This window comes from Citrobacter sp. FP75 (assembly GCF_018342065.1).
Classification (GTDB): Bacteria; Pseudomonadota; Gammaproteobacteria; order Enterobacterales; family Enterobacteriaceae; genus Citrobacter.
Genome location: NZ_JAFDOE010000004.1, coordinates 288,519 through 311,336, shown reverse-complemented (window position 1 = coordinate 311,336; position 22,818 = coordinate 288,519). Strand labels below are relative to the sequence as shown.

Genomic DNA, 22,818 nt, shown 5'->3' with positions numbered 1-22,818 from the left:
ATTAACCTTCATTAATGTTTTTACCCAAGAGGGCTGGGGTGAGGCTTTTCCCTCAACCTAACCCTCTCCCGTATGAGAGAGGGAACCGTAGGCCCGGTAAGCGTGAGCGCCACCGGGCAACGGGGTTTACTTACGACCTGCCAGCAACTCCAGCACTTCATCTACGCTGGTGGTTTTCGTCAGGCGCTCAATCACCGATTCATCGTCCAGCGCATTGGTCAGGCTGGTAATCACCTGGATATGCTCGTTGTTACGCGCGGCGATACCAATCACCAGGCGGGCAATGTCGTCTTCTTCTTCACCGAAGCGCACACCTTCCGGATACTGGCAGAACACGACACCGGTTTTCAGCACGCGGTCTTTGGCTTCAACCGTACCGTGCGGTACAGCGATGGACTCACCCAGGTAGGTCGGGGTCAGTTTTTCGCGGTCCAGCATCGCCTCGACGTATTCCGGCTCAACATAGCCGCCTTTCACCAGTTGCTCACCGGCAAAGCGAATCGCTTCTTCTTTGTTGGTGGCAAGACGTCCAAGGAAGATATTCTCCGCGCCCAGTTTGAACAGGTTGTTATCACCTTCATCAAAACTGTCTTTCAGGTGGTCACGCACTTTCTCTTCGTTGACGTTGTGACGCTGCGCAGCAACCAGGCGTTCGGTCAGGCTGGTGTACAGGCCGCTGTCGAGGAAGTTGGTCAGCGAAATATGCTGCGCCTGCGGAACCTGGCGCATCGCGCGTTCGGTCAGGTCACGGTGGGTAATGACCAGATCCACATCCGGCGGCAGATTGTTAATCGCGCTGTTGGTGACGGAGATCTGAGACAGACCGGCATCCTGCACTTTCTTACGCAGTACGCCTGCGCCCATCGCGCTGGAGCCCATACCGGCATCACAGGCCACGATGATTTTACGCACGTGGCTGAGGTCGTTGGTGACATCGCCAGCAGACAGCGGAGATGCGCCTTTAGATTCAGACTTCATATCCTGCATACGACGCGTTGCTGCTTCAATGTCGTCTTCTTCTTTCACTTTGCTGGTTTTCAGCAGAATCGCCGAGACCACAAAGGAAACCGCCATTGCCGCACAAATTGCTGCGATGTTAGCGAAGTACGCGCCTTTCGGCGTCATCGCCAGTACGGCCAGAATAGAGCCCGGAGAAGCCGGAGAAACCAGGCCACCGCCCAGGATAGTCAGCGTGAATACGCCGGTCATACCGCCGAGGATAACGGCCAGGATCAGACGTGGGTTCATCAGCACGTACGGGAAGTAGATTTCGTGGATACCACCCAGGAAGTGGATGATTGCCGCGCCGCCCGCAGACTGTTTAGCGCTACCGCGACCGAAGAACATGTACGCCAGCAGGACGCCCATACCCGGACCTGGGTTTGCTTCAATCAGGAAGAAGATGGATTTGCCCATCTCATGGGACTGCTGAATACCCAGCGGTGAGAAAATACCGTGGTTGATGGCGTTGTTAAGGAACAGGATTTTCGCCGGTTCAACAAAGATAGACGCCAGTGGCAGCATGTCATGGACAACCATGAAGTTAACGCCTGCCGCCAGAATTTTGGACAGTGCTTCAACCAATGGGCCAATGCCAAGGAATGCCAGGATGGCGAGGATCATCCCGATGATGCCAGCGGAGAAGTTATTCACCAGCATCTCAAAACCGGATTTGATCTTACCGTCTACCCAACTGTCGAAATGTTTGATTGCCCAGCCGCCAAGCGGGCCTGCGATCATCGCACCGAGGAACATCGGCATATCCGCACCGACGATCACACCCATTGTGGTGATGGCACCGACCACGCCGCCGCGATCGCCACCAACCAGTTTACCGCCGGTGTAACCAATCAGCAGAGGCAGGAGATAGGTGATCATTGGGCCGACGAGTTTCGCCAGCGTTTCGTTCGGTAACCATCCTGTCGGAATGAATAGTGCGGTGATAATACCCCACGCGATAAACGCGCCGATATTTGGCATCACCATGTTGCTGAGGAATCGACCAAAGCTTTGCACCTTGATCTTAAAATCGGATGACATAAAAACACCCCTTCTTATGTTTGCTCTCGCGCAGGCTAAAAGCCCGAGGTTTGTTAATGTAGCGGCAGGAGGTAGCCGGACCCTGTAGATACTGCGAAATCTGGCACTGAATCGTTCAACTGTCCAGTCGACGGTTTTTTATGTGATTTGCATCACGTAAATATAGGGTGTGTGGTGGTAGTTAATGTGATTTACATCACAAAAGCACAGTGCAAAAAAACATCACCAGGTGAGAATTCGCTCAAAATGGTAGGTAAGTGTGATGTTTATCACATTTTAGTTTGGGCTTTTTGTTGGATCTTTGTGATCTGAATCACAAGATATTTTCATCTGATTTTCCCCCAATGTGATCTGTAGCAGATTCTACCACCTGCGCATTTTTTGTGAAAAATAAAGCAATTTTTACGCAGAAATTTTATTTCTTTTGTGGTATGGCGAAAATCGCTAACTCCAGTTATGTTCAAAATATCAGCCTGGGTACATACGGCTGCCAGCACAAAAAAACTCTAATTAGTGTGAATTCTCGAGGCAGGTATGTTTCTAAATTATTTTGCGTTGGGCGTGCTCATTTTCGTTTTTCTGGTTCTGTTTTACGGAATCATCGCCATTCATGACATTCCCTACAACATGGCTAAAAAGCGTAACCATCCCCATGCTGATGCTATTCATACGGCGGGCTGGATTAGCCTGTTTACGCTCCATGCCATTTGGCCGTTCCTGTGGATTTGGGCCACGCTCTACCAACCCGAACGCGGCTGGGGAATGCAAAACCACATTCAACCGTCGACAGGAAACCCTGACATTGACGCTCTTGCGAAACGCGTAGCCGATCTGGAACAAAAACTGGCTGCGGTGCCCCCCGCCGATGATAAGAACACGCTGGAGCACTGATCATGGATCTGTTGATTGTTTTGACCTACGTGGCATTTGCCTGGGCCATCTTTAAAATATTTCGTATTCCGGTAAACCAATGGACGCTGGCTACCGCGGCATTAGGTGGGGTGTTTATTGTTGCGGGTCTCATCTTATTGATGAACTATAACCATCCGTATACCTACACCGCGCAAAAAGCAGTTATCTCCATTCCAATTACTCCGCAGGTCACGGGGATTGTGAGCGAGGTTACCGATAAAAATAATCAGCTGATCAAAAAAGGCGAGGTGTTATTTAAACTCGATCCAGGCCGCTACCAGGCGCGTGTCGACAGACTGCAGGCCGATTTGGTCACCGCGACGCACAATATTGATAATCTGAAAGCACAACTGTCGGAAGCGGTAGCCAATACTACGCGGGTGTCTGCTGAGCGCGATCGTCTGTATAAAGATTATCAGCGTTACCTGAAAGGCAGTCAGGCAAAGGTTAACCCGTTTTCTGAAAGCGATATCGACAACGCCCGGCAGAACTATCTGGCTCAGGATGCGCTGGTAAAAGGTTCCGTTGCTGAACAAACGCAGATCCAAAGTCAGTTAGACAGTATGGTTAACGGCGAACAGTCGCAGGTTGCCTCTCTGCGCGCTCAGCTTGCCGAAGCCAAATACAATCTGGATCAGACCATCGTGCGTGCGCCAAGTAATGGCTATATCACGCAGGTGCTGATCCGGCCCGGGACCTACGCCGCCGCGCTGCCTCTACGCCCGGTGATGGTCTTTATTCCCGAACAGAAACGCCAGATTGTGGCCCAGTTTCGCCAGAACTCATTGCTGCGTCTTAAACCGGGCGATGAAGCGGAAGTGGTGTTTAACGCGCTGCCGGGTCAGGTTTTCTCTGGTAAGTTGACCAGCATTCTGCCGGTTGTACCGGGAGGCTCTTATCAGGCTCAAGGATCATTGCAGTCCTTAACGGTGGTGCCGGGTACCGATGGCGTGCTGGCAACGATTGAACTGGAGCCGAATGCCGAAGTAGACGCTTTACCGGACGGCATTTATGCTCAGGTCGCGGTTTACTCCGACCATTTCGCCCATGTGTCGGTGATGCGTAAAGTGCTGCTGCGCATGACCAGTTGGATGCATTACCTTTATTTGGATCATTGAGACCGTCGTCACCTGCCATTTACCGTGGCCTGAGCCATACTGATATTTTTGTTGGCAAAAAGGACACGGCATGAAACTCATTGGTAGCTACACCAGCCCTTTTGTGCGAAAAATTTCCATTCTGTTGCTGGAAAAGGGCATCACCTTCGAATTTGTTAATGAACTCCCCTACAACGCGGATAGCGGCGTGGCGCGCTATAACCCGTTAGGAAAAGTGCCCGCACTGGTCACCGATGAGGGCGAGTACTGGTTCGACTCTCCAATCATCGCAGAATACATTGAGCTGCTGAATATTGCGCCAGCCATGTTGCCGCGCGACCCGCTGGCGGCGCTGAAGGTGCGTCAACTGGAAGCGCTGGCGGACGGTATTATGGATGCCGGTTTAGTCTCGGTACGCGAACAGGCTCGCCCCGCCGCACAGCAGTCAGAAACCGAGCTGTTGCGCCAGCGCGAAAAAATTATCCGCAGTCTGGATATGCTGGAAGGTTATCTGGCGGACGGTACGCTGAAAACGGATACGGTTAACCTGGCTACCATTGCGATTGCCTGCGCCGTGGGTTATCTCAATTTCCGTCGCGTAGCGCCCGGCTGGTGTGTGGATCGCCCACGTCTGGTCAAACTGGTGGAAACGCTCTTTCAACGCGAAAGTTTTGCCCGCACGGAACCGCCAAAGGCTTAAGGCTTGATACACGTTATGTCCGCCTGAGCAAAGTCACGATACAATCCTACCCATATTGCTATCCCTCTCCACGGTGGAGAGGGCCACCAACAGCCAGGCCCTTTCATGACAACCGACATGCGTTCACTCTACAGCCAGCTTCCTGCGATCGATCGTTTATTGCGTGACAACGCCTTTCTTGCCTTACGTGATTCTCACGGCCATACCCGGGTGGTGAATCTGCTGCGTCACATGCTTGATGAAGCCAGGGAAACCATTCGTGATGCGCAAGCGCTCCCGGCGTGGAGTGACGACTGGGCGCAAGAAGCCCGCATCCGGCTGGAACGCGAGTCACAAAGCGCACTGCGTCCGGTTATCAACCTGACGGGCACGGTGCTGCATACCAACCTTGGTCGCGCGTTGCAGGCGCAAGAAGCGGTTGAAGCGGTTATGCAGGTGATGCACTCGCCGGTGACGCTGGAATACGACCTCGACGGTGCTGGTCGCGGGCATCGCGATCGTGCTCTGGCGGATCTACTGTGTCGTATCACCGGAGCCGAAGACGCCTGTATCGTCAATAACAATGCGGCAGCGGTGCTGCTGATGCTGGCTGCAACCGCCAATGGCAAAGAGGTGGTGGTTTCACGCGGTGAGCTGGTGGAAATTGGCGGCGCATTTCGTATTCCGGATGTGATGTGCCAGGCCGGATGTATTCTGCGCGAAGTGGGTACCACCAACCGGACCCACGCGAAAGATTACCGCCAGGCGGTGAATGAAAATACCGGTCTGCTGATGAAAGTGCATACCAGTAATTACAGCATAGAAGGCTTTACCAAAACGGTGGATGAAGCCGAACTGGCGGCGATTGGCCATGAACTGGATGTGCCGGTGGTGGCGGATTTGGGCAGCGGTTCGCTGGTCGATCTTAGTCAATATGGTTTGCCGCAGGAACCGATGCCGCAGCAACTGATTGCCGCTGGCGTGAGCCTGGTCAGCTTCTCTGGTGACAAGCTGCTGGGAGGGCCGCAGGCCGGGATTATCGTCGGTAAAAAAGAGATGATCGCTCGCTTACAGAGCCACCCGCTGAAACGTGCGTTGCGGGCCGATAAAATGACCCTGGCGGCACTGGAAGCGACGCTACGGCTCTATTTACACCCGGAAGCGCTGGCGGAAAAGTTACCAACGCTGAGACTGCTCACCCGCGCAGAAGGGGCGATCCGCGAACAGGCACAACGATTACAGGCACCGCTTGAAGCGCATTACGGCGACGAGTTCGCGCTGAATGTGATGCCTTGCCTGTCGCAGATTGGCAGCGGCTCACTGCCGGTTGAAAGGCTACCCAGTGCGGCATTAACCTTTACCCCGCATGATGGGCGCGGCAGCCGCCTTGAGGCCCTGGCAGCCCGCTGGCGCGCGTTACCGGTGCCGGTTATTGGGCGGATTTATGATGGTCGCTTGTGGCTGGATCTGCGCTGCCTTGAAGACGAGACCCGGTTTATGGAGATGATGCTGAAATGATTATTGCAACCGCCGGACACGTTGACCACGGAAAAACGACGTTATTGCAGGCGATTACCGGTGTGAATGCCGACCGTCTGCCGGAAGAAAAAAAGCGCGGCATGACCATCGATCTCGGCTATGCCTACTGGCCGCAGCCGGATGGCCGCGTGTTGGGGTTTATCGACGTACCCGGACACGAAAAGTTTCTGTCCAACATGCTGGCGGGCGTCGGTGGTATCGACCACGCGCTGTTGGTGGTGGCCTGCGATGACGGCGTGATGGCGCAAACGCGGGAGCATTTGCAGATCCTGCAACTGACGGGCAATCCGCAGCTCACCGTGGCGCTGACCAAAGCCGATCGCGTGGATGACGCGCGTATTAACGCGGTGCGTGCAGAGGTGCAAACCACGCTGGGCAACTACGGTTTTGCCGATGCGGTTCTGTTCGTGACTGCCGCCAGCGAAGGACTGGGGATTGATGCTCTACGTGAGCATCTGCTGCAGCTCTCTGCGCGCGAGCTGGTCCGCGATCATACCTTCCGCCTGGCGATTGACCGTGCCTTTACGGTCAAAGGTGCAGGGCTGGTGGTGACCGGCACGGCGCTCAGCGGTGAAGTGAACGTCGGCGACACGCTGTGGCTGACGGGCGTCAACAAACCGATGCGCGTGCGTAGCCTGCATGCGCAAAATCAGGCTACTGAGCGCGCCCATGCCGGGCAGCGTATTGCGTTAAATATTGCCGGTGATGCTGAAAAAGAACAGCTTACCCGCGGTGACTGGCTGCTGTCCGATGCGCCACCGGATGCTTTTACCCGCGTCATTGTCTCTTTAGAGCACGCCGCGCCGCTTACACAGTGGCAGCCGCTGCACATTCATCACGCGGCCAGCCACGTGACCGGGCGCATTTCCTTGCTCGAAGGGACGCTGGCGGAGCTGGTGTTTGATACGCCGCTGTGGCTGGCTGATAACGACAGACTGGTGCTGCGCGACATTTCTGCCCGCACAACGCTTGCGGGCGCGCGCGTGGTAACGCTCAATTCGCCGCGTCGCGGGAAGCGCAAGCCGGAGTATTTGCAGTGGCTGTCTGCGCTGGAAAACGCGCAGAATGATGGCGAGGCATTGGCTGTGCATCTGACGCGTGGCGCGGTGAACATTCCCGATTTCGCCTGGGCGCGCCAGCTTAATGGCGACGGTATGCGCCCGTTAATTGAGCAGCATGGCTTTATTCAGGCCGGGTACAGCCTGTTGAATGCCTCTGTCGCCGCCCTCTGGCAGCGTAAAATCCTTGATACGCTGGCGACATACCACGAACAGCATCGCGATGAGCCGGGGCCGGGGCGTGAGCGTCTGCGCCGCATGGCCTTGCCGATGGAAGATGAAGCGCTGGTTCTGCTGCTGATTGAAAAGATGCGCGACAGCGGCGCTATCCATAGCCACCATGGCTGGTTGCATTTGCCGGACCATAAGGCCGGTTTTAGCGATGAGCAGCAGGCCATCTGGCAAAAAGTTGAGCCTCTTTTTGGCGATGAACCGTGGTGGGTGCGGGACCTGGCGAAAGAAACGGGAACGGATGAGCAAACGATGCGTCTGGCGCTGCGACAGGCAGCGCAGCAGGGCATCATTACCGCGATCGTCAAAGATCGCTATTACCGTAATGATCGCATTGTGGCCTTTGCCAATATGATCCGCGAACTGGATCAAGAGAAAGGATCAACCTGCGCGGCTGACTTTCGCGACCGTCTTAACGTGGGGCGTAAACTGGCTATTCAGATTCTGGAATATTTTGACCGTATCGGTTTTACCCGCCGTCGGGGAAATGATCATTTATTGCGCGATGCGTTATTATTTCCTGAAAAGTAATGAAACAATTAATTCAGGAATTAAATGAATTAATACAAAATAGATATTGATTGAAATAAGCACATTAGATTATGAACCTAATGTGCTTTTTTATTCCTGTGTTATTAAAATAACAATTGCGATCATACTTTGTTGAGAATTTCACACGTATGCTGCTTGCCTTATTTAAATAACTAAGGATTGTATAATGGCGGCTTCAACATTTTTTATTCCATCTGTAAATATTATTGGTTCCGGTTCATTAAATGATGCCATGAATACAATGGCGGAATATGGATTTCGTCGCACGTTAATCGTGACGGATGCCATGCTGACGAAATTAGGCATGGCAGGTGACGTACAAAAGGCCTTACAGGAACGTGATATTTTCAGCGTAATTTACGATGGTACGCATGCTAATCCTACAACCAGCAACGTTGCAGATGGTCTGAAGCTCCTGCAAGAACATCAGTGTGATAGCGTCATTTCGCTCGGCGGTGGTTCTCCGCATGACTGTGCGAAAGGCATTGCGCTGGTCGCGGCTAATGGTGGTGATATTGGTGACTACGAAGGCGTTGACCGCTCTGCAAAACCGCAGTTGCCGATGATTGCCATCAACACCACGGCGGGTACGGCATCTGAAATGACCCGTTTCTGCATTATCACTGATGAAGCGCGCCACATTAAAATGGCGATTGTCGATAAACACGTGACCCCGCTGTTATCGGTGAATGACTCCTCGCTGATGGTTGGTATGCCGAAGTCTCTGACGGCAGCCACAGGTATGGATGCGCTGACCCACGCCATCGAAGCGTATGTTTCCACTGCCGCAACGCCGATTACCGATGCATGCGCGCTGAAAGCCGTAACAATGATTGCAGAAAACCTGACGATCGCCGTTGAAGATGGCAGCAACGCACAGGCGCGTGAAGCCATGGCCTATGCACAATTCCTCGCGGGGATGGCATTTAACAACGCATCTCTGGGTTACGTTCACGCCATGGCGCACCAGTTGGGTGGCTTCTACAACCTGCCACACGGTGTGTGCAACGCCGTACTGCTGCCGCATGTGCAGGTGTTCAACAGTAAGGTTGCTGCGGCTCGCCTGCGTGATTGCGCGGCCGCAATGGGCGTGAATGTGAAGGGTATGACCGAAGCGCAAGGCGCTGAAGCCTGCATCGCGGCGATCCGCGAACTGGCACAGAAAGTTGAAATCCCGGCAGGTCTGCGTGAGCTGAACGTGAAGGAAGACGATTTCGCCGTTCTGGCGACCAACGCGCTGAAAGATGCCTGTGGTTTTACCAACCCGATTCAGGCGACCCATGAGGAAATCATGGCGATTTATCGCGCGGCGATGTAATTCGTGATATCTGTCGTAAAGCAGTAAAAGGCTGGCGAATAATTCGCCAGTCCCGTCTACCTTTGTAGTACCCCTACAGCAAGGAGACGGTCATGACCAATAACCCCCCTTCAACGCGTATTTATCCCGGCGAGTATGGTTATCCCCTGAAGTTAAAAGCCCGATACGATAACTTTATCGGCGGCGACTGGGTTGCACCTGTGGACGGTGAGTATTACCAGAACCTGACGCCGGTCACCGGGCAATTACTGTGCGAAGTGGCCTCTTCGGGCAAAAAAGATATCGATCTGGCACTGGATGCCGCGCACAAAGTGAAAGATAAATGGGCGCATACCTCCATACAGGATCGTGCGGCGATCCTGTTCAAGATTGCCGATCGCATGGAGCAAAACCTGGAGCTGCTGGCCACGGCAGAAACCTGGGATAACGGTAAGCCGATCCGCGAAACCAGCGCTGCGGATGTGCCGCTGGCCATTGATCATTTCCGCTATTTTGCTTCTTGTATTCGCGCCCAGGAAGGGGGGATCAGCGAAGTCGACAGCGATACAGTGGCCTATCACTTCCAGGAACCGCTCGGCGTGGTTGGGCAAATTATCCCGTGGAACTTCCCGCTGCTGATGGCGAGCTGGAAAATGGCGCCTGCACTGGCAGCAGGCAACTGCGTGGTGCTTAAACCTGCGCGTCTGACGCCGCTGTCGGTCCTGCTGTTGATGGAAGTTATCGGTGATTTACTCCCCCCGGGCGTGGTGAACGTGGTCAACGGTGCGGGTGGGGAAATCGGCGAGTATCTGGCAACGTCAAAACGCATTGCGAAAGTGGCGTTTACCGGCTCGACGGAAGTCGGTCAGCAGATCATGCAGTACGCTACGCAGAATATTATCCCTGTCACGCTGGAGCTGGGCGGCAAATCGCCAAATATCTTCTTTGCCGACGTTATGGATGAAGAAGATGCGTTCTTTGACAAAGCGCTGGAAGGTTTTGCGCTGTTCGCCTTCAACCAGGGGGAAGTGTGTACCTGTCCGAGCCGTGCGCTGGTGCAGGAATCCATTTACGAACGTTTTATGGAGCGAGCCATTCGTCGCGTGGAAAGTATTCGCAGCGGCAACCCGCTGGACAGCGTCACGCAGATGGGCGCGCAGGTGTCGCATGGCCAGTTGGAAACCATTCTGAACTACATCGATATTGGGAAAAAAGAAGGGGCGGATGTCCTGACCGGTGGACGGCGTAAGCAGCTGGATGGGGAATTAAAAGAGGGTTACTACCTCGAACCCACCATTCTGTACGGCAAGAACCACATGCGCGTCTTCCAGGAAGAGATCTTCGGCCCGGTGCTGGCGGTCACGACTTTTAAAACCATGGAGGAGGCGCTGGAAATTGCCAACGACACCCAGTACGGACTGGGCGCCGGCGTCTGGAGCCGTAACGGTAATTTGGCCTACAAGATGGGACGTGGTATTCAGGCGGGGCGCGTATGGACCAACTGCTACCACGCTTACCCGGCACATGCGGCGTTTGGCGGCTACAAGCAGTCGGGTATCGGACGCGAGACGCATAAAATGATGCTGGATCACTACCAGCAGACCAAGTGCCTGCTGGTGAGCTACTCTGATAAACCGCTGGGACTGTTTTAATTTCTCGTCACTTATTGCCCGGTTTTGCGCCGGGCATATCTTTATTCTGCAGTTATATATAAACCCATATATCGTTATATAAATAAGGCAATTGCATCCATTCTGGTCATTCCACTACTATCATCAACTCTATTGTGTAAATTAAATAGCAGCCGAATTTTTAATTTAAATCCCTGAGGCAAATATGTTCCTTAATTATTTTGCATTAGGAGTGCTTATTTTTGTATTCCTGGTCATTTTTTACGGGATTATTATTCTGCATGATATTCCCTATCTGATTGCAAAGAAACGTAACCATCCTCATGCCGACGCAATACATGTTGCAGGTTGGGTAAGTTTATTCACATTACATGTTATTTGGCCCTTTTTGTGGATCTGGGCAACACTATATCGTCCGGAGCGAGGGTGGGGGATGCAGAGCGCGGATTCTTCCCTTATTCAACTGCAGGAACGGGTAGCCGATCTGGAAAAGAAACTGGGTGAGGTTAAGACCTCTCCGGCGGAGTAATATCGATGGATTTACTGATTGTCCTGACCTATGTGGCGTGTGCATGGTCAATTTTTAAAATTTTTAAAATTCCTGTAAATAAATGGACAGTACCGACAGCGGCATTGGGCGGTATATTCATTGTTTGTGGGCTTATATTATTGATGAACTATAACCATCCGTATACCTTTAAGGCACAAAAGGCGGTGATTTCTATTCCTGTAGTACCACAGGTGACGGGGGTGGTGACTGAGGTGACGGATAAAAAGAATACGCTGATTAAAAAAGGCGAAGTTCTGTTTAAGCTTAACCCGGGGCGTTATCAGGCACGGGTTGATCGTCTGAAGGCCGATATTGTTACAGCACAGCATAAAGAGCAGGCGCTGGCTGCGCAGTTAGACGAAATGAAAGCGAATACGCAGCAGGCAAAAGCCACGCGTGACAAACTGGCAAAAGATTACCAGCGTTATGCGCAGGGTAGCCAGGCGAAGGTGAATCCATTTTCTGAGCGTGATATCGATGCGGCGCGGCAAAACTATCTGGCGCAGGAAGCGTCGGTGAAATCCTCCGTCGCAGAGCAGCAGCAAATACAGAGCCAGTTAGACAGTCTGATACTGGGTGAGAATTCGCAAATTGCCAGCCTGAAGGCACAACTGGCAGAAGCGGAATTCAATCTTGATCAAACCGTGGTTCGTGCGCCCAGCGATGGCTATGTTACGCAGGTGCTTATGGCACCGGGGACCTATGCCGCCGCGCTGCCTATGCGTCCGGTGATGGTGTTTATTCCTGAACAAAAACGGCAAATTATCGCCCAGTTCCGTCAAAACTCGCTGCTGCGTCTGGAACCTGGCGATGAAGCTGAAGTGGTGTTTAACGCGCTGCCGGGTAAGGTATTCAGCGGTAAACTGGCTGCGATTAGTCCGGCAGTGCCGGGCGGGACATACCAGTCGAATGGGGCGCTGCAATCTTTAAATTCCACGCCCGGTTCGGAAGGTGTTATTGCCACGATTGAGCTAAATGAAAACGTGGATGTGAACGCTTTACCTGATGGTATTTACGCCCAGGTCGCGGTTTATTCTGATCACTTCACCCATGTATCAGTGATGCGCAAAGTGTTATTGCGTATGACCAGCTGGGTGCATTACCTGTATCTTGACCACTAAATATCCCCCCAGGTCTTGTTTACTCAGGCTGCAGATATTGCGCCTGAGTAAGCTGCTGGCGAATCTCATTTAACATTTCATCCAGTATGTACTGTACTCGCCAGGGCTGATATTCGCGTTTGCGGAATATAGCCACGAGATCCAGCCACCATTCATGCTTTTCAGTAAAGCAAGGGACCAGCATCGCGGATTGAGTATCTCTTTGCACACTTTCTCTCGGGGCAAAAACAATACCCAAATGGTTACGTGCCAGTGCCAGCGCCGATTGCGTATTGTCGCAAACATAATTACCCGTTACGCGATAGTCATGCATCTCTTTGCCATCAGCGGTAGAGAATCGCCAAATGTTGGCATCATCAATCATCATCGAATCAATCAAAATACAGGAGTGATGCTCAAGTTCTTCAGGAGTGCTGATGGGATGTTGGGCCAGGTATTGATTGCTGGCGAAAGCGGTAACCACATATTTGGTAATAAAACTGGCGACCAGAGATTCATCTTTTGGATGTGCATAAGTAATTAAAACATCACAGTCATCAGGAAACTCGACTCCTTCATAAAAGGCTTTACGCTCCAGATTAGATGTTTTTAGCGAGAGACTAATATCTCCGATATTCTGAATTTTTGCGATCACATGTTGCGATAAATAAGCAATTATGCCCGTTGGAGCATATACCGTGACTCGACCACGTTTTTCATGCTTATAATCAGCTATGAAATTATTAAGTTGGTTGTTCCTGTCCAGCATGTCGTTGATGTAGGGAAGCAGTGCCGTGCCAAACGGAGTAAGGGTGAGTTGTCGGGTGGTTCTGTCGAAAACTTTTAAACCTACTTTTGATTCAAAATCAGCAAGATACTTACTGACGTTGGCTTGTGCAATGCCGAGGATGGTCGCTGCGTGGCTGATGTTTTCACTGGCAGCGATTACCGAGATAATCTTCAATTCCCGGTGTTTGAGTTGTAATTTATTCATCGCAAAGCCCAATATATATATGATTTTATATATTACTATATAAATATGAATGTTGCATCGATGAAATTGTAAGCATTATTATGCACGCGCTTTGTAGCTTATTTTAAAATGGAAAGTTGGCATGTTAATTAAACGCAATATTGTGGCGCTAATTGCTTTTTCTTTTATGGCGAGTGCATCAGCCGCAGAATTTTCTCTTGGTGCTGGGGCTGTATATAACGAATCACCTTATCGCGGATATAATGATAATGTGCATGCCGCACCGCTTATCAGTTATGAAAGCGAATCTTTTTATTTTAGACAAACAACCTTAGGGTATATTTTGTCAAAAAGTAAAAGCAATGAATTTAGCGTAACTGCGTCCTGGATGCCGCTTCAATTTGACCCCGCTGATAACGACGATCATGCGATGAAGCAGCTCGACAAGCGTGACAGTACCGCAATGGTCGGCGCAGCCTGGTATCATCATGAACAATGGGGCAGCTTAAAAGTATCCGCAGCTGCAGATGTTCTGGATAACAGCAACGGCTGGGTTGGGGAAATGTCGCTGTTCCGTCAAATGCCGATGGGCAAATTGACGTTAACCCCGGCGGTTGGCGTTCTCTACTATGACGAAAATTTCAACGAATATTACTACGGCGTATCGGGTAATGAATCCCGTCGCAGTGGATTATCAAGCTTTTCCCCTGGTGATAGCTGGACACCGTATGTCGCGCTGACCGCGAAATATCCGTTAACCACTAACCTGACGTTGCTGGCGAGCGCCAACTACAGTGCGTTGCCGGATGACATCAAAAATAGCCCGATGGTTGATCGTGACGACAGCTTCACGTTCCTGACCGGGTTGACCTGGCGTTTCTGATTTTCACCCGTTTGTCCTCAGGGAAGAGGGCAATCTTTTCAGTGTTGTAGGCCGGACAGGACGCTTTTGCGTCGCCATCCGGCACGTTTTCAATTACAGCTCATTCACCCAAATACGCATCTCGCCTTCACCACGGTTCGCCCAGCTAAACCACGGTATAAACGTCAGCGTATGCGTTTGCCGGGAAGCGGGAGAGACATCGTAGTGCCACAACGATTGCTGTGCCGCATTATCAGTGCTTTGCTTCATCCCTGTAGTTTGAATCAGCATTTTATGACTGAATAACCCTTTTCCCTCAAATACCCTGAATTCACTCTCTTTGGGCAGCCACAGATTATGCAACTCTTCGCCGTTATCCGCCTGCTCCAGGCAATAGACTAACGGCCCACGTTGAATGGCGACCTTACCGGCAACATGGCGAACCAGCGGATTGCCGTATACCCGACGCACCGGCATCGGGAGCGTCAGACTTAGCGTATCGCCTTCCAGCCAGGTGCGGGTGATGTGCAAATAGCCTTTACGCATATTCTGTTCCACAGGCAGGCCATTCAGCGTTACCTGTGGCGCGGAGCACCAGTCCGGCAGGCGCAGTGCCAGGGTGTGATGCACCGGTTGCGCTGAGTCAATGGTGATGCTGACCTGCTCATGCCACGGATAATCGCCGCTAATGCGCAATTTGAGGGTCCCATTTTCAACGGGTATTTCCATGCTGTTGCCCACATACATATTGATATACAACGCGTCCTCGCGCGGCGTGTAGATATAATGGCCGATCGAGGTTAATACGCGGGCGATATTTGGCGGACAGCAGGCGCAGCCAAACCAGCGCTGGCGAACGGGCTTAACGTGATCATAAATATGGTTAAATTTTAATGACTTCGGATGCACTTCCAACGGATTGACGTAGAAGAAGTGTTTACCGTCCAGCGCCATACCGCCCAGCACGGTGTTATACAGCGCGCGTTCCATCACGTCGGCATACCGACTGTCGGCCTCCATTTCCAGCATCCGGCGGGCGAACATCATCAGGCCGATTGACGCGCAGCTCTCCGCGTATACGGAATCGTTGGGGAGATCGTAATCGCGGCTAAACGCCTCGCCGCTGCTTTGTGAACCGATCCCGCCGGTAATATACAGCTGGCGCTGGGCCATATTGTTCCACAGGCGCAGGCAGTCCTGACGCTTGCCTTCGTCCTGACTTAAGCGCGCCAGGTGGGCCACTCCGGTCATCAGGTAGACAAAACGGACGGCATGGCCAATGGCCGTTTGCTGTTCAGATATCGGCTGGTGCGCCTGGCTGTAGGGCCTGTCTTTTACCATCCACGCCGGGCCGTAGGTATGCCAGTGAGAGGTGCGCCCGCGTTTTTCGTACTCTTCGTCGTAGAAATGAGGCTGAGCGCCGCGCTGCTCAACAAAGTATTCGGCCAGTTGCAGATAACGTTTTTCTTCGGTGACTTCATACAACCGCATCAGCGCCAGCTCGATCTCTGGATGGCCATCATAGCCCTGCAATTGTTGCTCCTGTGGGCCGAAAACGCTGTCGATATGGTCTGCCAGACGGCATACCACTTCCAGCAGGCGGCGTTTTCCCGTGGCCTGGAAGAAAGCGACGCCAGCTTCAATCATGTGTCCTGCGCTGTAAAGTTCGTGACATTCAGCCAGATTAGTCCAGCGTTCCCCCGGCGCTTTGACCGTGAAGTAAGTGTTCAGGTAGCCATCTTCACACTGCGCAGCCGCGACCAGTTCGATCACCTCGTCGGCGGTTTTTTCAAGCTCGGCATCCGGTTTCTGGCACAGCGACCAGGCAACGGCCTCCAGCCATTTCGCCACGTCGCTGTCCTGAAAAACCATCCCGTAAAATTCACCTTCCTGAAGGCCTGCGGCGATACGGAAGTTTTCTATCGCATGGCTCGGATCGGCTTCTGCAATGCGGTCATTCAGCGCATCCCACTGGTAGGGAATAACGACGTCGCGAACCAGTTGTTGATATTGTCCGAGGAACGGATCGCTGACCGTGAGCTTGTGCAGGTCGACTTCCAGAATGTTCATGTTGTGCTCCTTAAGGCTGTACATGACGCTGACGCAGATCGCTGGCAATGCGCGACATCATCGGGTTATTGAGTTTGCAGATGCGGATAGACAGCGCCAGCAGCAGGTGGAACAGCGCGGGCAGCAGCGTCTCCATGGCGGTAATGCCCTGCAGCGAACTGGTGGTTTGGTTGCCGGCGCCCGGTTGATAGGCGACAAAAATAAACAACAGGCTGATGATCCCCGCGCTCGAGGCCCAGGCCAGCTTGATGAAAAACAGATTGAAGGCGAAGTTCATGCCCGAGGAGCGCACGCCGGTTTTCCACTCGCCGTAATCGTCAGCAAAGGCCATCAGCGAGAAGTGGAGCGGCAGCGTGAAGCCGAGAATAATGCCGTTGCCGAGAATGATCGCCAGCCATAACGTCTGATACGCCGGACCGGTGGGCAGGAACCACATCAGCACCGCCAGCGCCGCCAGCACCAGGTTGGTGTAGTAATAGAGTTTGACGGTGTCGATGCGGCGCGTTAGCGGGCTGACGATCACCGAACCGATGATGGAGGCGAAGGTGACCATGGTGAAGAACAGCGACGTGTAGGCAGTACTGCCTTCCAGCACGTAGGTAATAAAATACATGTACCCGCCGCCGCGAATATTAAAAACGTTGATCAGCAGGAAAGACATCACCAGCATCAGCAATAGCTGATCGTTTTTGCGCAGTCCACCAATGTGCTCACGCAGGGTAAATTTTCCCATCATCGCCAGCGGCACACGCTCGCGCACCCAGAAGAAGCAGCACAGGAACATCACTACCGCGATGGCGCATAGTATGCCGACGCCGAACTGATAACCCTGTGCGGCATTGCCCTGGCCGAGAACCTCCACCATCCACGGCAGGCCTACGGAGACAAGGAATCCCGCCACACCGCACAGCACAAAGCGCCATGACTGGCAGGCGATCACCTCATTGTGGCGGGTGGTCATGGTGTTAATCAGCGCACAGTACGGCACGTTGATGGCGGTATAGCCGACGGAAAGCAGCAAATAGGTACCAAAGGCCCAGGCGATTTTGACGCCCATGCTGGCGTCCGGGACGGTAAAGGTCAGTACGCCGATGATGCCGATGGGGACGGCGACCCACAGCTGCCACGGGCGAAAGCGTCCCCAGCGGCTTTGCGTACGGTCGGCGAGGATGCCCATGATAGGGTCAGAAATCGCATCAAACACGCGCAGGGCAATAAACAGTGTGCCGACCAGCGCGGGGGTTAAACCAAAGATATCGGTATAGAAAAAGGTCAGGAAGTTCATGATTAAACAGGTAATGACCGTTCCGCCCGCATCGCCTAATCCGTAGCCTATTTTTTCACGTAGAGATAAATTTTCATCTTGTACGCGCTGTACCAAATTGTTTGTCGTAATCGGAGCCGAAGTCATAAATAACTCCCGGAGAGGATGTTCGGAAAATATCCCGCTGAGTTGCAGGTTTTTAGGTTGTCATTTGCAAAGTACGTTATTTATTTTGCACGAAATGCTGATCCCAACAAGGGAAGGGAAAAGTATAAAAAGATGACAATTCCGACTTAATTATAAAAGTGTGATTTCGATCCAGCGGAAAGCTATTTTATTGTGAATAATCAAAGGCAAATGGCGGTTAAATACAGTGATAAAAGCGGGAATTTGAATATCTATGCTCGAATTATCCATGTCTCTTCCGATCAAGGTACAAAATGGCGGGTTATTTATTTCTCGAGGTGTGGGGAGTCATCCTGCGCGGCAGCTTAACTCCTGGGAAATAATTTTTGTCGAAAAAGGGATATTAACGATTCGCGAGGGCAGTGATGTTTATACTGTAAACTCTGGGGAGAGTTTGTTGCTGTGGCCGCAGCGGTTACATATTGGCGTAGGGCAATTTCCACCCGATTTGAAATTTTACTGGCTGCACTTCGAAGTGATGGCAGAAACCTCCGCATCATTACCTGAACCACTGCTTTCTATTCCACAGCACACCCGGGTGAGTGAGCCGCAGTATATTATTTCGTTGTTTCGCCAGTTCTTACGTGAACAGGAAAGCATTCATCGTAGCGTTGCGCTGGAACTGATTCTGCTGTTGATTTTGCAGCAAATATCCGCAGCCGCCAGCGAGCAGCCCGCCGATAGCCCCGGCAATGCGCTTGCATGGAGGGCACAGCAAATGATTCATACTCAGTTCCACCTGCCGATTTCCGCTTCGACGCTGGCGCAAGAGCTGCATTGCAATGCTGATTATCTGGGCCGCGTTTTCCGTGGGGTTTTTCGGCTGACGTTAACCGAAGCGCTGCATCGCCAGCGGGTGAGGGCAGCAGAAAAGCTGTTGATCAGCGATTCGTTGTCGCTCACCGACGTGGCGATGAAATGTGGATTTAATGACGTGGGCTATTTTCGCAAAATCTTTCGCAAACATACCAGCCTGACGCCTGCGGCGTGGAAGAGGCGCTACTGCAAGGAACATATCAATAGCGCCTGACCCTTTACTGCCCGTAATAGGCATTCGCGCCGTGTTTGCGCAGGTAGTGTTTGTCGAGTAGTTCGGACTGCATATCAGGTAGTTGCGGTGCTAGCTGGCGTGAGAACAGCCCCATATAGGCGCACTCTTCGAGCACCACGGCGTTATGCACCGCGTCTGCCGCGTCTTTACCCCAGGCGAACGGCCCGTGGGAGTGCACCAATACTGCCGGAACCTGCATTGGGTTGAGATCTCGCTGTTCAAAGGTGTTGATAATCACTTCGCCGGTCTGATATTCGTACTCGCCGTTGATTTCTTCTACGGTCATCAGGCGTGTGCACGGAATAGAACCATAGAAATAATCGGCATGGGTAGTGCCCCAGGCGGGGAGATCGAGACCCGCCTGCGACCAGATCGTGGCGTGGCGAGAATGGGTATGCACGATCCCGCCGATCTCAGGGTAGCGGCGATACAGCGCCAGATGGGTTGGTGTATCGGAAGACGGTTTTTTGCTGCCTTCGACCACCTTGCCGCTGGCTATCTCTACGATCACCATGTCGTCGGCGGTCATCACCTCATATTCGACGCCAGAAGGCTTGATCACCATCAGCGTGCGCGTTTCATCGACCGCGCTGACGTTGCCCCAGGTAAAGGTCACTAAGCCATGCGCCGGGAGCGCCAGGTTTGCCGCCAGCACCTCGGCTTTCAGTTGCTCTAACATGTGAATCCTCCTTCCTGCATCCGCGCTTCTATCCAGCGTCGCGCCTGGATAATTTCCAGTACCGGCTCGCTGGCTTTTTCGGTCCACATCTCAATCAGAAACGATCCGCGATAGTTCAGTTGATGCAGCGTTTTAAAGATGCCGACAAAGTCCACGCATCCTTCACCAAACGGCACATCGCGAAACTGGCCCGGGTGCGTTTCGGTCACCGGCAGTGTGTCTTTCAGGTGGATTGCGGCAATACGGTCGATGCCCAGCGTCAATTCGGCGGTGACGTCGTTACCCCAGGCGCTGAGGTTGCCGATATCCGGATAGACGGTGAACCACGGCGATGACAGCATGTCATCCCACTTTTTCCACTTGCTGATCGAGTTCATAAACGCGGTATCCATGATTTCTACCGCCAGCATGACCTGCGCGGCGGCGGCCTGCTCCACTGCCCATGCCAGTCCTTCGGCAAAGCGCTGTTGTGTGCCTGCGTCATGTTCTTCGTAATAGACGTCATACCCCGCGAGTTGAATGGTTCGAATGCCAAGGTCGCGTGCTAACCGAATAGCTTTGCTCATGATGTCGCGCGCCCGCTCGCGCACGGATTCATCGCGGCTGCCAAAGGGAAAACGTCGGTGGGCTGACAGGCACATTGACGGGATCGCCACGCCGGTTTCCAGCATTGCGCTGACTAACGATGCGCGCTGTGTTGCGCTCCAGTCGAGGCGTGACAGGCGCTCATCGGTTTCATCCACCGACATTTCGACAAAATCAAAACCGCAGCTTTTCGCCAGCACCAGCCGTTCTGGCCAGCTGAGATCTTTGGCGAGCGCTTTCTCATAAATACCTAACGGATGATTACGCATGCTGTGTTCCCCAGATGGCGTCGATTTGCGCATGAAATTCGCCAGCGACCTGCGCCGGATGTTGTGCACCCGCCAGCGCGCGCCCGGCAATAAAGGCTTTGACGTTAATGTCGCGGAACAGCGGCAGATCGGCGGGTGTAATGCCGCCGGTAATCGACAGTTCGAGACCGATATCGGACAACGCTTTCATGCGCGACAGATCCGCTTCGCCCCACTGTTGACCGCTGGCCTGCGCATCGCGCCCGCGATGGTAAATCGCCTGACGAACCCCGACGCGGTACCAGTCTCGGGCGTCGTCCAGTGTCCAGTTACCGAACAGCTCCATCTGAATTTCACCGCCGCAGGCTAGTGCAACGGCGTGGCCTTTTTCCACCGTGGCGAGCGGCGCGGCGCAGATGATGGTCATCCAGTTGGCGCCAGCGCCAAAGGCTTGCTGTGCAAGGGTTTCTCCGGCATCGGCCACCTTCCAGTCGGCAACGATGATTTTATCCGGACACTGGACGCGCAGGGCTTTCACGGCGCTTAGGCCTTCGGTTAAACAGAGGATGGTCCCGGCTTCAACGATATCGACGCTCTCTTGTAGCTGAGCGACGTCGCGTTGTGCGGCTTCAAGGCTGGTGTGGTCGAGCGCCAGTTGCAGTAATGGTCGACTCATAATGCGTGCTCCTTAATGCGGGCGTGATAGCCCTGTAGTGCGGTAATCAAATCCTGGTATTGGCGGTATTTGCGCTGATAGAGGGCGTGCGTGGCCATATCCGGCAGTAGCGTGCGTATCGGGTGCTGTAAGCTGCGCTGGGCGTCGCTAAAGCTGGGGTAAACGCCGGTGCCGACGCGAGCGGCGAGCGCCGCGCCAAAGCATCCGGTTTCCTCTACCTGCGGCAGTTCGATGCGCAGGCCGCTGACGTCCGCCAGCATTTGCATCCAGATGTCGGAATGCGCCGGGCCGCCGGTGACGCGCAGGGCGCTAACATCGGTAAAGCGTTCGCGCATGCGGTTGAGATGGGTCATGTGGCTGAACACCACGCCTTCATAAATGGCCTGTAGCAGGTGCGAGCGAGTATGCAGCGCCTGCATACCGTAAAACCCGCTGGTCATCTCCAGCCCGGCGTTGCTGCCGTATAAAAAGGGCAGAAAGAACAGATCGCTGGCCGCTTTCGGTAAACTGGCAACGGCATGATTGATCTCAGCAAAAGAGAGTTCGCCCCACTGGGCGGTAAACCATTCCAGATTGCCGGAAGAGGTCGGGCTGGCTTCGTGAACGATGTACTGCCCGTCGTTCACATAGCGACCATAGACATAGGGGTGCGCCTCGTGGTCGCGCAGGCCGCGAGCGATCCCGCTGGTGACCGCCCAGGTCCCCATTACCGCATTGAGGGTGTGTTCGTCTTCAATACCGGCGCAGAGTGCGGTGGAAACCACATCAAACAGACCGCCGACAACGGGCGTACCCGCCGCCAGACCGGTTATGGCGGCTGTCTGAGCGGTGATTTCCCCGCATATTTCTGCTGAGCCGACAATCGGCGGTAGCGCATTATCAATTTCGCTGATGCCCAGCCATCGGGTCAGGCGTGCATCGTACTGGCCTGTACTCATGTTGTAGAGGTTGGATTCTGAGATGTTGCTCTCTTCGCAGCCCTTTTCGCCGGTTAAGCACCAGCGCAGATAATCATGCCCCATCATCACGCAGCCAATTTGCGCGTAGCGTTGGGGCTCGTGCTCTTTTACCCAGCGCAACAGAGACGCGGGATGCCCGGTCCATAACGTCTGGCGGGTGATTGGGTAGAGCTGTTCGGGGATCCGGTCCTGTTGCCAGCGCTGGACGATATCCATCGCCCGGCGGTCAGAAGAGAGGATGGCGTTACCCAACGGCTTATCCTGCTTATCGAGAAGAAACAGCCCTTTGCCCTGTGCGGAAATGCCGACGCCTTTGATTTGCTCGCCGGATACGCCTGTGCGTTGTAATAATCCAGCGATGGTGGCTGCGCAGTGCTGCCAGAGTTGTGACATATCGCGTTCGGCGTAACCGGGTAATGGCGACATGGTCTGCAACGATTGCCGGTGAATTCCATGCTCATGACCTTTGGCGTCATATAAACCGGCTTTCAGATACGTACCGCCACAATCGATACCCAGCCAGAAGGTCTCTTTTTCACTCATCTTTGATGTCTCAGCTATGCCGGATGGCGCTGCGCT

The 22,818-nt window shown here is 53.3% G+C and carries 19 protein-coding genes; 11 read left to right on the top strand and 8 right to left on the bottom strand.

Features of this window, described 5'->3' with window-relative positions:
• Window positions 1-126: 126 nt before the first annotated feature.
• Window positions 127-2,040 carry a PTS mannitol transporter subunit IICBA gene (mtlA, locus tag JQ822_RS16020; protein ID WP_213134295.1) on the bottom strand — a complete coding sequence of 638 codons (1,914 nt, stop codon included), beginning with the start codon at window positions 2,038-2,040 and terminating at the stop codon, window positions 127-129.
• 534 nt (window positions 2,041-2,574) lie between these two features.
• Here mtlA and JQ822_RS16015 point away from each other — a divergent pair.
• The 9 genes from JQ822_RS16015 (at window position 2,575) to JQ822_RS15975 (ending at window position 12,707) form a co-directional block, all read left to right on the top strand.
• Complete coding sequence (locus tag JQ822_RS16015; protein ID WP_213134294.1) at window positions 2,575-2,931, top strand: DUF3302 domain-containing protein; 357 nt, start codon at window positions 2,575-2,577, stop codon at window positions 2,929-2,931.
• A 2-nt stretch (window positions 2,932-2,933) separates the two neighbouring features.
• A complete protein-coding gene (locus tag JQ822_RS16010; RefSeq protein ID WP_213134293.1) occupies window positions 2,934-4,070 on the top strand; it encodes an HlyD family secretion protein in 1,137 nt (378 codons plus the stop codon).
• Window positions 4,071-4,140: 70 nt separating this feature from the next.
• A complete protein-coding gene (locus JQ822_RS16005; protein WP_213134292.1) occupies window positions 4,141-4,749 on the top strand; it encodes a glutathione S-transferase in 609 nt (202 codons plus the stop codon).
• 105 nt (window positions 4,750-4,854) lie between these two features.
• The gene (gene selA, locus JQ822_RS16000) at window positions 4,855-6,246 is read left to right on the top strand and encodes an L-seryl-tRNA(Sec) selenium transferase (RefSeq protein ID WP_213134291.1); all 1,392 of its coding nucleotides are present in this window, start codon (window positions 4,855-4,857) and stop codon (window positions 6,244-6,246) included.
• The gene (gene selB / locus JQ822_RS15995) at window positions 6,243-8,087 is read left to right on the top strand and encodes a selenocysteine-specific translation elongation factor (protein WP_213134290.1); all 1,845 of its coding nucleotides are present in this window, start codon (window positions 6,243-6,245) and stop codon (window positions 8,085-8,087) included. Before selA ends, selB begins: the two co-directional genes overlap by 4 nt.
• A 187-nt stretch (window positions 8,088-8,274) precedes the next feature.
• Complete coding sequence (yiaY, locus tag JQ822_RS15990) at window positions 8,275-9,426, top strand: L-threonine dehydrogenase (protein ID WP_213134289.1); 1,152 nt, start codon at window positions 8,275-8,277, stop codon at window positions 9,424-9,426.
• A gap of 92 nt (window positions 9,427-9,518) precedes the next feature.
• Window positions 9,519-11,057, top strand: coding sequence for an aldehyde dehydrogenase AldB (gene aldB / locus JQ822_RS15985; RefSeq protein ID WP_213134288.1), 1,539 nt, complete (start codon window positions 9,519-9,521; stop codon window positions 11,055-11,057).
• Between the two features lie 184 nt (window positions 11,058-11,241).
• Window positions 11,242-11,565, top strand: coding sequence for a DUF3302 domain-containing protein (locus JQ822_RS15980; protein ID WP_213134287.1), 324 nt, complete (start codon window positions 11,242-11,244; stop codon window positions 11,563-11,565).
• A gap of 5 nt (window positions 11,566-11,570) precedes the next feature.
• A complete protein-coding gene (locus JQ822_RS15975; RefSeq protein WP_213134286.1) occupies window positions 11,571-12,707 on the top strand; it encodes an HlyD family secretion protein in 1,137 nt (378 codons plus the stop codon).
• A gap of 19 nt (window positions 12,708-12,726) precedes the next feature.
• Here JQ822_RS15975 and JQ822_RS15970 read toward each other — a convergent pair whose 3' ends face one another.
• Window positions 12,727-13,680, bottom strand: coding sequence for a LysR family transcriptional regulator (locus tag JQ822_RS15970; protein ID WP_213134285.1), 954 nt, complete (start codon window positions 13,678-13,680; stop codon window positions 12,727-12,729).
• A gap of 121 nt (window positions 13,681-13,801) precedes the next feature.
• Here JQ822_RS15970 and JQ822_RS15965 point away from each other — a divergent pair, with 121 nt between their 5' ends.
• Window positions 13,802-14,542, top strand: coding sequence for a MipA/OmpV family protein (locus JQ822_RS15965; protein WP_213134284.1), 741 nt, complete (start codon window positions 13,802-13,804; stop codon window positions 14,540-14,542).
• A 93-nt stretch (window positions 14,543-14,635) separates the two neighbouring features.
• On the opposite strand, the gene JQ822_RS15960 is transcribed toward JQ822_RS15965, so the two are convergent.
• Window positions 14,636-16,591 carry a glycoside hydrolase family 127 protein gene (locus JQ822_RS15960; protein ID WP_213134283.1) on the bottom strand — a complete coding sequence of 652 codons (1,956 nt, stop codon included), beginning with the start codon at window positions 16,589-16,591 and terminating at the stop codon, window positions 14,636-14,638.
• A 10-nt stretch (window positions 16,592-16,601) separates the two neighbouring features.
• Window positions 16,602-18,002 carry an MFS transporter gene (locus JQ822_RS15955; RefSeq protein WP_213134282.1) on the bottom strand — a complete coding sequence of 467 codons (1,401 nt, stop codon included), beginning with the start codon at window positions 18,000-18,002 and terminating at the stop codon, window positions 16,602-16,604.
• 253 nt (window positions 18,003-18,255) lie between these two features.
• Here JQ822_RS15955 and JQ822_RS15950 point away from each other — a divergent pair, with 253 nt between their 5' ends.
• Window positions 18,256-19,071, top strand: coding sequence for a helix-turn-helix domain-containing protein (locus JQ822_RS15950; protein WP_213134281.1), 816 nt, complete (start codon window positions 18,256-18,258; stop codon window positions 19,069-19,071).
• Window positions 19,072-19,075: 4 nt separating this feature from the next.
• Here the strand turns inward: JQ822_RS15950 and araD are convergent, their stop codons facing one another.
• From araD to JQ822_RS15930, 4 genes are read right to left on the bottom strand one after another with little or no spacing between them, the layout of a single operon-like run.
• A complete protein-coding gene (gene araD / locus JQ822_RS15945; protein WP_213134280.1) occupies window positions 19,076-19,771 on the bottom strand; it encodes an L-ribulose-5-phosphate 4-epimerase in 696 nt (231 codons plus the stop codon).
• Window positions 19,765-20,625 carry an L-ribulose-5-phosphate 3-epimerase gene (locus JQ822_RS15940; protein ID WP_213134279.1) on the bottom strand — a complete coding sequence of 287 codons (861 nt, stop codon included), beginning with the start codon at window positions 20,623-20,625 and terminating at the stop codon, window positions 19,765-19,767. The genes araD and JQ822_RS15940 overlap by 7 nt, the downstream gene beginning before the upstream one ends.
• Entirely contained in the window at window positions 20,618-21,280 is a 663-nt protein-coding gene (gene ulaD, locus JQ822_RS15935; RefSeq protein WP_213134278.1) for a 3-keto-L-gulonate-6-phosphate decarboxylase UlaD, read from the bottom strand. The genes JQ822_RS15940 and ulaD overlap by 8 nt, the downstream gene beginning before the upstream one ends.
• Window positions 21,277-22,782 (bottom strand): FGGY-family carbohydrate kinase, encoded by a 1,506-nt coding sequence (locus JQ822_RS15930; protein WP_213134277.1) that lies wholly within the window; start codon window positions 22,780-22,782, stop codon window positions 21,277-21,279. Before JQ822_RS15930 ends, ulaD begins: the two co-directional genes overlap by 4 nt.
• Window positions 22,783-22,818 lie beyond the last annotated feature (36 nt).

Coding starts and splice junctions, on each gene's coding strand:
- JQ822_RS15940 (WP_213134279.1), bottom strand. CDS start 20,625: ATGCGTAATCATCCGTTAGGTATTTATGAGAAAGCGCTCGCCAAAGAT.
- JQ822_RS15975 (WP_213134286.1), top strand. CDS start 11,571: ATGGATTTACTGATTGTCCTGACCTATGTGGCGTGTGCATGGTCAATT.
- mtlA (WP_213134295.1), bottom strand. CDS start 2,040: ATGTCATCCGATTTTAAGATCAAGGTGCAAAGCTTTGGTCGATTCCTC.
- JQ822_RS15960 (WP_213134283.1), bottom strand. CDS start 16,591: ATGAACATTCTGGAAGTCGACCTGCACAAGCTCACGGTCAGCGATCCG.
- JQ822_RS15965 (WP_213134284.1), top strand. CDS start 13,802: ATGTTAATTAAACGCAATATTGTGGCGCTAATTGCTTTTTCTTTTATG.
- JQ822_RS15930 (WP_213134277.1), bottom strand. CDS start 22,782: ATGAGTGAAAAAGAGACCTTCTGGCTGGGTATCGATTGTGGCGGTACG.
- JQ822_RS16015 (WP_213134294.1), top strand. CDS start 2,575: ATGTTTCTAAATTATTTTGCGTTGGGCGTGCTCATTTTCGTTTTTCTG.
- JQ822_RS15970 (WP_213134285.1), bottom strand. CDS start 13,680: ATGAATAAATTACAACTCAAACACCGGGAATTGAAGATTATCTCGGTA.
- yiaY (WP_213134289.1), top strand. CDS start 8,275: ATGGCGGCTTCAACATTTTTTATTCCATCTGTAAATATTATTGGTTCC.
- JQ822_RS16005 (WP_213134292.1), top strand. CDS start 4,141: ATGAAACTCATTGGTAGCTACACCAGCCCTTTTGTGCGAAAAATTTCC.
- selA (WP_213134291.1), top strand. CDS start 4,855: ATGACAACCGACATGCGTTCACTCTACAGCCAGCTTCCTGCGATCGAT.
- araD (WP_213134280.1), bottom strand. CDS start 19,771: ATGTTAGAGCAACTGAAAGCCGAGGTGCTGGCGGCAAACCTGGCGCTC.
- JQ822_RS16010 (WP_213134293.1), top strand. CDS start 2,934: ATGGATCTGTTGATTGTTTTGACCTACGTGGCATTTGCCTGGGCCATC.
- JQ822_RS15955 (WP_213134282.1), bottom strand. CDS start 18,002: ATGACTTCGGCTCCGATTACGACAAACAATTTGGTACAGCGCGTACAA.
- ulaD (WP_213134278.1), bottom strand. CDS start 21,280: ATGAGTCGACCATTACTGCAACTGGCGCTCGACCACACCAGCCTTGAA.
- aldB (WP_213134288.1), top strand. CDS start 9,519: ATGACCAATAACCCCCCTTCAACGCGTATTTATCCCGGCGAGTATGGT.
- selB (WP_213134290.1), top strand. CDS start 6,243: ATGATTATTGCAACCGCCGGACACGTTGACCACGGAAAAACGACGTTA.
- JQ822_RS15980 (WP_213134287.1), top strand. CDS start 11,242: ATGTTCCTTAATTATTTTGCATTAGGAGTGCTTATTTTTGTATTCCTG.
- JQ822_RS15950 (WP_213134281.1), top strand. CDS start 18,256: ATGCTCGAATTATCCATGTCTCTTCCGATCAAGGTACAAAATGGCGGG.